The sequence below is a fragment of the Paenibacillus sp. NPDC058071 genome (genome assembly GCF_042885235.1).
GTDB lineage: Bacteria > Bacillota > Bacilli > Paenibacillales > Paenibacillaceae > Pristimantibacillus.
Window position 1 is genome coordinate 110,902 of the sequence record NZ_JBHVSK010000016.1, and the last position, 7,126, is coordinate 118,027.

6 protein-coding genes are annotated in these 7,126 nt (G+C 52.2%); all 6 read right to left on the bottom strand.

Annotation, left to right across the window (positions count from 1 at the left end; all coding sequences use genetic code 11):
* Positions 1 to 55: 55 nt before the first annotated feature.
* Positions 56 to 343, bottom strand: a complete 288-nt coding sequence (spoIIID, locus tag ACFVTB_RS22020) for a sporulation transcriptional regulator SpoIIID (protein WP_387754046.1) — start codon at positions 341 to 343, stop codon at positions 56 to 58.
* Positions 344 to 528: 185 nt separating this feature from the next.
* A complete protein-coding gene (locus tag ACFVTB_RS22025) occupies positions 529 to 1,275 on the bottom strand; it encodes a peptidoglycan DD-metalloendopeptidase family protein (RefSeq protein WP_387754049.1) in 747 nt (248 codons plus the stop codon).
* A gap of 134 nt (positions 1,276 to 1,409) precedes the next feature.
* Complete coding sequence (gene spoIID / locus ACFVTB_RS22030; RefSeq protein ID WP_387754052.1) at positions 1,410 to 2,555, bottom strand: stage II sporulation protein D; 1,146 nt, start codon at positions 2,553 to 2,555, stop codon at positions 1,410 to 1,412.
* 95 nt (positions 2,556 to 2,650) lie between these two features.
* Positions 2,651 to 3,823, bottom strand: a complete 1,173-nt coding sequence (locus ACFVTB_RS22035) for an ABC transporter permease (RefSeq protein WP_387754055.1) — start codon at positions 3,821 to 3,823, stop codon at positions 2,651 to 2,653.
* The gene (locus ACFVTB_RS22040; protein WP_387754058.1) at positions 3,765 to 4,523 is read right to left on the bottom strand and encodes an ABC transporter ATP-binding protein; all 759 of its coding nucleotides are present in this window, start codon (positions 4,521 to 4,523) and stop codon (positions 3,765 to 3,767) included. The genes ACFVTB_RS22035 and ACFVTB_RS22040 overlap by 59 nt, the downstream gene beginning before the upstream one ends.
* Positions 4,520 to 6,037: an efflux RND transporter periplasmic adaptor subunit gene (locus ACFVTB_RS22045; protein ID WP_387754061.1), complete on the bottom strand. Its 1,518-nt coding sequence runs from the start codon at positions 6,035 to 6,037 to the stop codon at positions 4,520 to 4,522. Before ACFVTB_RS22045 ends, ACFVTB_RS22040 begins: the two co-directional genes overlap by 4 nt.
* Positions 6,038 to 7,126: the final 1,089 nt, after the last annotated feature.

Sequence of the window (7,126 nt, forward strand, 5' to 3'; positions counted from 1 at the left end):
TTCGCCAAAAACCACTAAATTCCTCTATGATAGACGCAAAAAATATCGAATTTATTTAGCTTTTACCTGCTGTAAGCACCTCGCGCTTTTTCGTGCTCGTTTTCTTGTATTTAATCTTCGTCGCTTCTCCCCCTCTCAAGTGCCTGATCGATTTGTGGTACTCGAGAATGTGCTTCACCTGATCTGCCAGGTCGGGGTTGATTTCCGGCAAACGTTCGGTCAAATCCTTATGCACCGTACTTTTGGAAACGCCGAACTCTTTGGCGATCGTTCGTACCGTATGCTTCGTTTCAACAATGCAACGGCCTATTTTAATAGTTCGCTCTTTGATGTAATCGTGCACGTTCCCGCCTCCCTACTCGAGATAGTTTGGTACATTATATGAGGGGTGCGGGTATATATTCTTTGTGTCCAAGCATGACAGGCCTGTTTGGCCGAAAATTTTCATAAAGACATAAAAAAGGCAGGGGATAACCCCCTGCCTTTAGGTCTTAAGAACCATTTTCTCCTTGAACGCTTCGGCCCCTCTTATTGCTCGCCGATCGCCGTTGCCGGATTAACCGATTTTCCATTTTCCAGTACGCCGAAGTGCACGTGCACGCCGAGATCGCGTTCGAGATCGTTGCGGCCCGCCTGAGCGATCACATCGCCCTGCTTCACTTCCTGCCCAACTTCAACCTTCACGTTGCTCAAGCTTTGGTATACCGTTACCAAGCCATCGCCATGGCTGATTTCAACCACATTGCCGTTCGTCGGATGCGTGCCAACCTGCGTAACCTTGCCGGAAAGAGCTGCCGTTACATCAAACGGCTGATTGTTCGGATCGGTAAAGTCGATACCGAGATGAGCGGAGAATGTGTCGCCCACTTGCATGACTGCAGCTGCTTTTTCCTCGCTGCTGGCGTTCTCGTCATAGAACTGATTTTCGATCTTCAGCGAGTCCTTGTTGGCAACAGGCCATGCCAGCTTCTCGCCTTTACGGATCGCCTCCAGACCTTTATCGTCCGGAGTTGCGATTTGCTCGCCGCCTTTAGTGGTTTCAGTTTGCCCGGTTTCCGTTGTTGCCGTCTCTTTGCTGTTGCCCGCATCCTGATAGATCCACATTAAGGTTACGATGATTGCTGCCGCGGCCATAAATACTGCTGGCGAAACCCATTTCCGCGACAACAGTCTCTTCAACCCGTTGCTAGATTTGGCGGCAGATGCTTCTCCCATTGCGTTTTTGGGAGCTTCTTCTGGTCTTTGCTTCGGTTTGTTTTGATTTTGTTCATTCATTTTGATATCACCTCACTAGCCATTGTTGCCAGTATCTCTAGCTTTATACGTGAGTTAATATCAAATTTTTGAAAGAGATAATTAAAGTTGCGAGACATCCGAACGGCTGTCTCTGCTGTATATGCGCGAATCCCTTAAGAACGAACCGCCTTCGCCCCATCCGAAAGCTTCGAAGCTTGCTCGATAGACGTTCCAGAATAGTAGTGCGAGATAATATCTTCCGCGCTTGCGCCTGACTTTGCCATCCCGTTGGCCCCCCATTGGCTCATGCCGACGCCGTGTCCATATCCGAAGGTCGTGATGGCGATCGAATCGTCCTGAATTGTCCAAGAGAACTGCGAGGAAGCAAGCCCTAGCTTTTCACGGGCTTCTCTCCCGGTCATTTTCTTCGTACCGACGGCAATCATGCCAATTCGTTTGCCCTCCGTCAGCTTCACGACCCGAATCGCAGGCTTCTTCTTGCCAGAATGCTCGATGCCAAGCTTATCGTAGAATTCGTCTAGTCCGAACACGACCGTTTCTTTATAGCGGGGAGACAATTGTTTGTCCCACGGGCTGGATACGCTCCGCAAATAGGGAATAGACTGATTGAAGTAGTCTTCCGAGTTTTCGGTATAACCGTTGCTGGTAGAGAAAAAGACGGCCTGGATCGGTTCGCCTCTGTATGTGATCACACGGCCTTTCGTTTCTGTAACCGCCGCATCCAGCTTCGCCTCGTAAACTTTTCTTTTCTCCTTCGGCAGCTGCTTCCGCCATTCCGAAAACGGCAAATAGACTTGATGGGCGACCGTGTCGGTGGCATCGGCCCTGCCTGCTGCCTGCTCTGGCAAACCGCTGACGTCATGGGCGTCAAGACGCCTGACAATATAGGTGCGCGCGGCGATGGCCTGCGCTTTTAAAGCTTCAAGCTCGAATTCAAGCGGCATCTCCGCTGCGACCACGCCTTTGACATAAGTCTCGAGCGGGACTCTTTCAATCCTTTTCTCTTTCGTCAAATAGACGCGTACAACAACTTCCTCCGTCTCGGACGAGACGGGGCTATCGTCTCTGTCCCGGGTGGATACGTCATCCCGTTCCCCCGCCTCTCGCTCGGCCGCCGCCTGCTGCATAGCGGTTTCCTGCCGCTGCTCGATGCGATCGGCCAGCTTCATCGCGGATAACCGATAGCCCGCAACAGACAAGCCGATCATTCCTCCAATCATGAACAGCGACCACCACCTAAGCGCCTGCGGGTTCTTCCATTGAAATCGTTGTCCGCTAGTCCGCTTTCCGCGCTTCATTCTATCCCATCCCATCCTGCCTTTTATCTCTCTCAAACCGGCTGATGGTTTATTCTATGAGCGAAAATAATAGGATAGAACCTGTCCTCTCTCTCTTAATCGTGACGCAAGGCGTCTACCGGCTTCAAACGAGCTGCCTTATTCGCCGGGAAGAGACCGAACACGATGCCTACTACGCCAGAGAAAGCGAATGCAAGCACGACGGTGTCAATCGGAACTTCTGTCTGGGTCCCTGTTACACGTCCGATCACGTACGAAGCCGCGTACCCAAACCCGATTCCGAGCGCGCCGCCCAGCCCGCTAATGGCCACTGCCTCTACGAGAAATTGGAATAAAATATCCCGCCGCTTGGCGCCCAGAGACTTGCGTATGCCAATCTCCCGTGTCCTTTCGGTCACCGAGACAAGCATAATGTTCATAATGCCGATGCCGCCTACAACTAGCGAAATAGCAGCTACATAAAGCAGCATCGTATTCATCGTCTCATTGACAGAGTTGAGCGTTTCCATCGCGTCTTGCTGATTAAAAATACGATAGCTGGAATCATCGCCGCGGAATTTCTCGGTCAGCTTCATCTCCATAAGCTTGACAACTGCGTTCATCAGATCCAAGTCGTTCACCTTCACATAGACAGTCCGCACGCCAACGCTTTTGAATATGCGCTGGGCAGTCGATAGCGGAATGAGCACTTTTTCATCGTTAGAGCCGCTAAGCGAGCTGCCCTTCGGTTCCAGCAAGCCGACGACCGTATAGCGGTACCCATTAATAAGAATAACCTTCCCTACCGGATCGTCCGCCCCAAACAAATCTTCAGCCGTCGACACCCCAATGAGCGCCACCCGCTGCGAGTTGTTCTCGTCCGGCGGAGCGATGTATCGGCCGGACTGAACGCTGAAATCATTGACTTGCTCGTATTCCGGAGTAATGCCTTCTACCGTTACATTAACGCTTGTCGTGCCATACTTCACCGAAGCGCTGCTGCTGACTACAGGAGATACGCCTTCCACATTGGGCAAATCGGAGAATGTCATCGCCTCCTCCTTGGATAGCGTTGTCTCCGTTCCCCGTCCGGTAATGGTCACAGACAATAGATTTGTGCCTAAACTGGATACCTGCTCCTCCACCTGATTCGAGGAGCCTTTACCCATAGCTACTAAAGCAATAACGGTGGCCACGCCGATTAAGATGCCGAGCATGGAAAGCGTCGTTCTAAGCTTGTTCGATAAGACGCTCTTGAACGCCATTTTGAAGCCTTGCGTCAGCTTCATATCCGCCACCCCTCTCTTCGCTGAGCACGCCGTCCCGAATTACGACCGTTCGACCGGCACGTTTCGCAACGTCCATATCGTGTGTAATAAGTACGATTGTATGACCAGCCGCATTAAGCTCTTCCATCAGCCGGAGCACTTCCTGGCCGGTTTTGGAATCGAGCGCGCCCGTCGGTTCGTCCGCCAGTAGAATAGGAGGATGAGCCGCAAGTGCTCGCGCAATCGCCACCCGCTGCTGTTGACCGCCTGATAGCTCGCTTGGACGATGATGCATCCGTTCCTTTAATCCCACTTGTTCAAGCGCCTTGACGGCCCGCTCCTTCCGCTCGCGAGCGGACAGACCGCGATAAATAAGCGGAAGCTCGCAATTTTCAAACGCGCTCAGCTTCGGCAATAGATGAAAGCCTTGAAAAATAAAACCGATTTTGTTGTTGCGGATCTCCGCCAATTTGTTATCGCTTTGCCCTCTAACTTCAATGCCGTCCAGCATGTAGCTGCCTTCGGAAGGCGTATCAAGGCAGCCGATCACATTCATCAGCGTGGACTTGCCGGAGCCGGAAGGACCGACGATTGCCGTAAAATCACCCCTGCGTACTTGCAGGGACACACGATTTAAAACCTGCACCGTTTCTCGGCCCATCTTATATTGTTTAGAAACGTCTCGAATATCAATGAGTACGTCGCGGTTCGCCGTATTCATCGGCCGCCTCCTCCGAAGCCGCCAGCCCCTCCGGTACGGGTCATGCCTCCGCCTTGGAAGCCGCCTCCTCCCGGAAAGCCGCCTCCGCTTCCGCCTGCACCGCCGCCGAAGAACATGCCTGGCATTTGCTGCTGCGAGGACTGCGAAGACGACCCTACTGTTCCCTGCGGCAGCGCCACCAGCACTTCATCACCCTCAGATAAACCGGAGACGATCTCAACATAATTTTCGTCGCTTATGCCCGCCGTTACTTCCTTCAATTGTCCGCCCATTGCCGCGCCTGGTTGCCGCGAAGATTGCGCGCCCCCTACCGCCGGGTTCTGCTGGCGTGTTGATTGACCGCCTGCGGCTGCGTTCGGCTGACGTGTTGATTGACCGTCTGCCGCTGCGTTCGGTTGACGTGTTGATTGACCGTCTGCCGCTGCGTTCGGTTGACGCTCCGGTCGTTCTCCTTCCGCTCCTCCAAAACCGCCTTCCGGTGGAACGCCATTCGGGCCATTAAAGGCTTCCCCAGACGGAAACTGACCGCCTCCGCCCTCTAATCCCGGACGCTGCTCGCCGTTGCCGCCAGAGGCTGAAGAAGAGCCGGCGGACGGAACTCTGACGTAGGATTTGCCTCTCATCTCCAGCACTGCTGAAGCAGGCACGACGACGATGTCTTCTTTTGATTCAATCACAATATCGGCTTGACCGGACATACCGGCGATTACGCCCTCGATATCTTTAAGCCCGATTGTAACCTCGTAGGCGGCTACGCCGTTCGAAGCCGTCCCCTCCTTCGCCAGCTCTTCGACCGTGCCTTCGATTGTCCGGTCGGCAATCGCATTGAGATTGACCTGTACGGCTTGACCAACCTTCATTTTCGGCATATCCAGCTCATCGACCTGGATGACAAACTTCAATGCTTTATAATTGACAATTTCCGCTACCGCCGCATTCGGCTGCAGTTCGTCGCCTACCGCTATCGTACTCGTCGTCACTTGCCCTCCGACTGGCGCAATAACCTGCTTTACCTCCGACTGTTGAGCAACGAGATCCTTTCTATCAGATTCATTTTGCGCAATCTCGAGCTTTAGCATCTCGATATCGTTCGTAATCGATTTTTTGCGCTGCTCCTCGTCCTCGGTGCCAATCGCTTCTTTATATTGGGTTTGATATTGCTCCATTTGCAGCTGCTGCTTCTTCAGCGTAATATCCAGCTTGCCGATTTGACTGCTCATATCGGCATTTTCGAAGGTGACGAGCACCTGTCCTTTTTTTACCGTATCGCCTTCTTTGAAGCCCAGCGATTTAACCGTTCCGCTCACGCCAGCCGTTACCGACGCGCGCTCGTTTGCCTCCACCGTACCGGTTCCGCTCACTTTGACTTCAATGCTTCCTTTTGTTGCTTTTACGGTCATGGCGGACGGTGCTGCCGCCGTTGTCTCCTTATCTTGCAAAAAATAATAGTAGGCTCCTGCTCCTGCCGCAGCCACTATTAAGATAACGCCAATCCATATGCTCCATCGTTTCATCGGATTCCGTGCCCCTTCCTATTCTTCCTCATCAGCGTGAATAGGACGAATATAGCACCGGAAAATGAACATTACATGAACAGAAACGATAGGTAGGGGCGAGCCTCAATGGGTTGCGCAAACTATGCTGGCAGTGCGTCTTGCTACGTTTTCCAGCGGTCAGATTGTGTTTTCCGCCAGTCAGATTGTGTTTTGGACATTCGCCTAGACAGGGGTTAACGCGGCCGTTCATTTGGAAGTGGCTAGGTCGGTTAGGCGAGGTTCGTAGTGGAATGGAAGGATCAAAAGCGCCTTACAGACGTGGTTTTGCGGTGCATTGTACTCTGTAAGGCTTAAAAGTGTCTTACAGACGCTGCTTTGCAGCGCGTTGGGCTCTGTAAGGCTCAAAAGCGCCTTACAGACGTGGTTTTGAGGTCCGTTTGTACCTCTGTCAAGAAAGTAGACACGCTCATTATGCAACCTGGTGCTGCTCGTAGTAACGTTTTTCCCACAAATGTGGGGTCATGTAACCATTAAAAGATGAATGCGAATCCTTTTGTAGCCAAACTCTACTCCTGTTAGACGGAAAACCGTCTTACAGACGCATATCGGTACTCATTGGACTCCTGTTAGACGGAAAACCGTCTTACAGACGTATACCCGGCTCTCATCGGCTCCTGTAAGACGGAAAACCGTCTTACAGACGTATATTCGGCGCTCATCGGCTCCTGTAAGACGGAAAACCGTCTTACAGACGTATATTCGGCGCTCATTGGCTCCTGTAAGACGGAAAACCGTCTTACAGACGTATACTCGGCGCTCATCGGCTCCTGTAAGACGGAAAACCGTCTTACAGACGTATATACGGGACTAATTGGCTCCTGTAAGACGGAAAACCGCCTTACAGACGCATATCCGGCGCTCATTGGTTCCTGTAAGACGGAAAACCGTCTTACAGAGGTGAATTTAGAGCCGGTGCACCTCACTCGCACGTATTTCTTCTCTGTAAGGCGCTTTCGAGCCTTACAGCACGGTCGCAGGCTCATTTTCTCCTCTGTAAGGCGCTTTCGAGCCTTACAGCACGGTCGCAGGCTCATTTTCTCCTCTGTA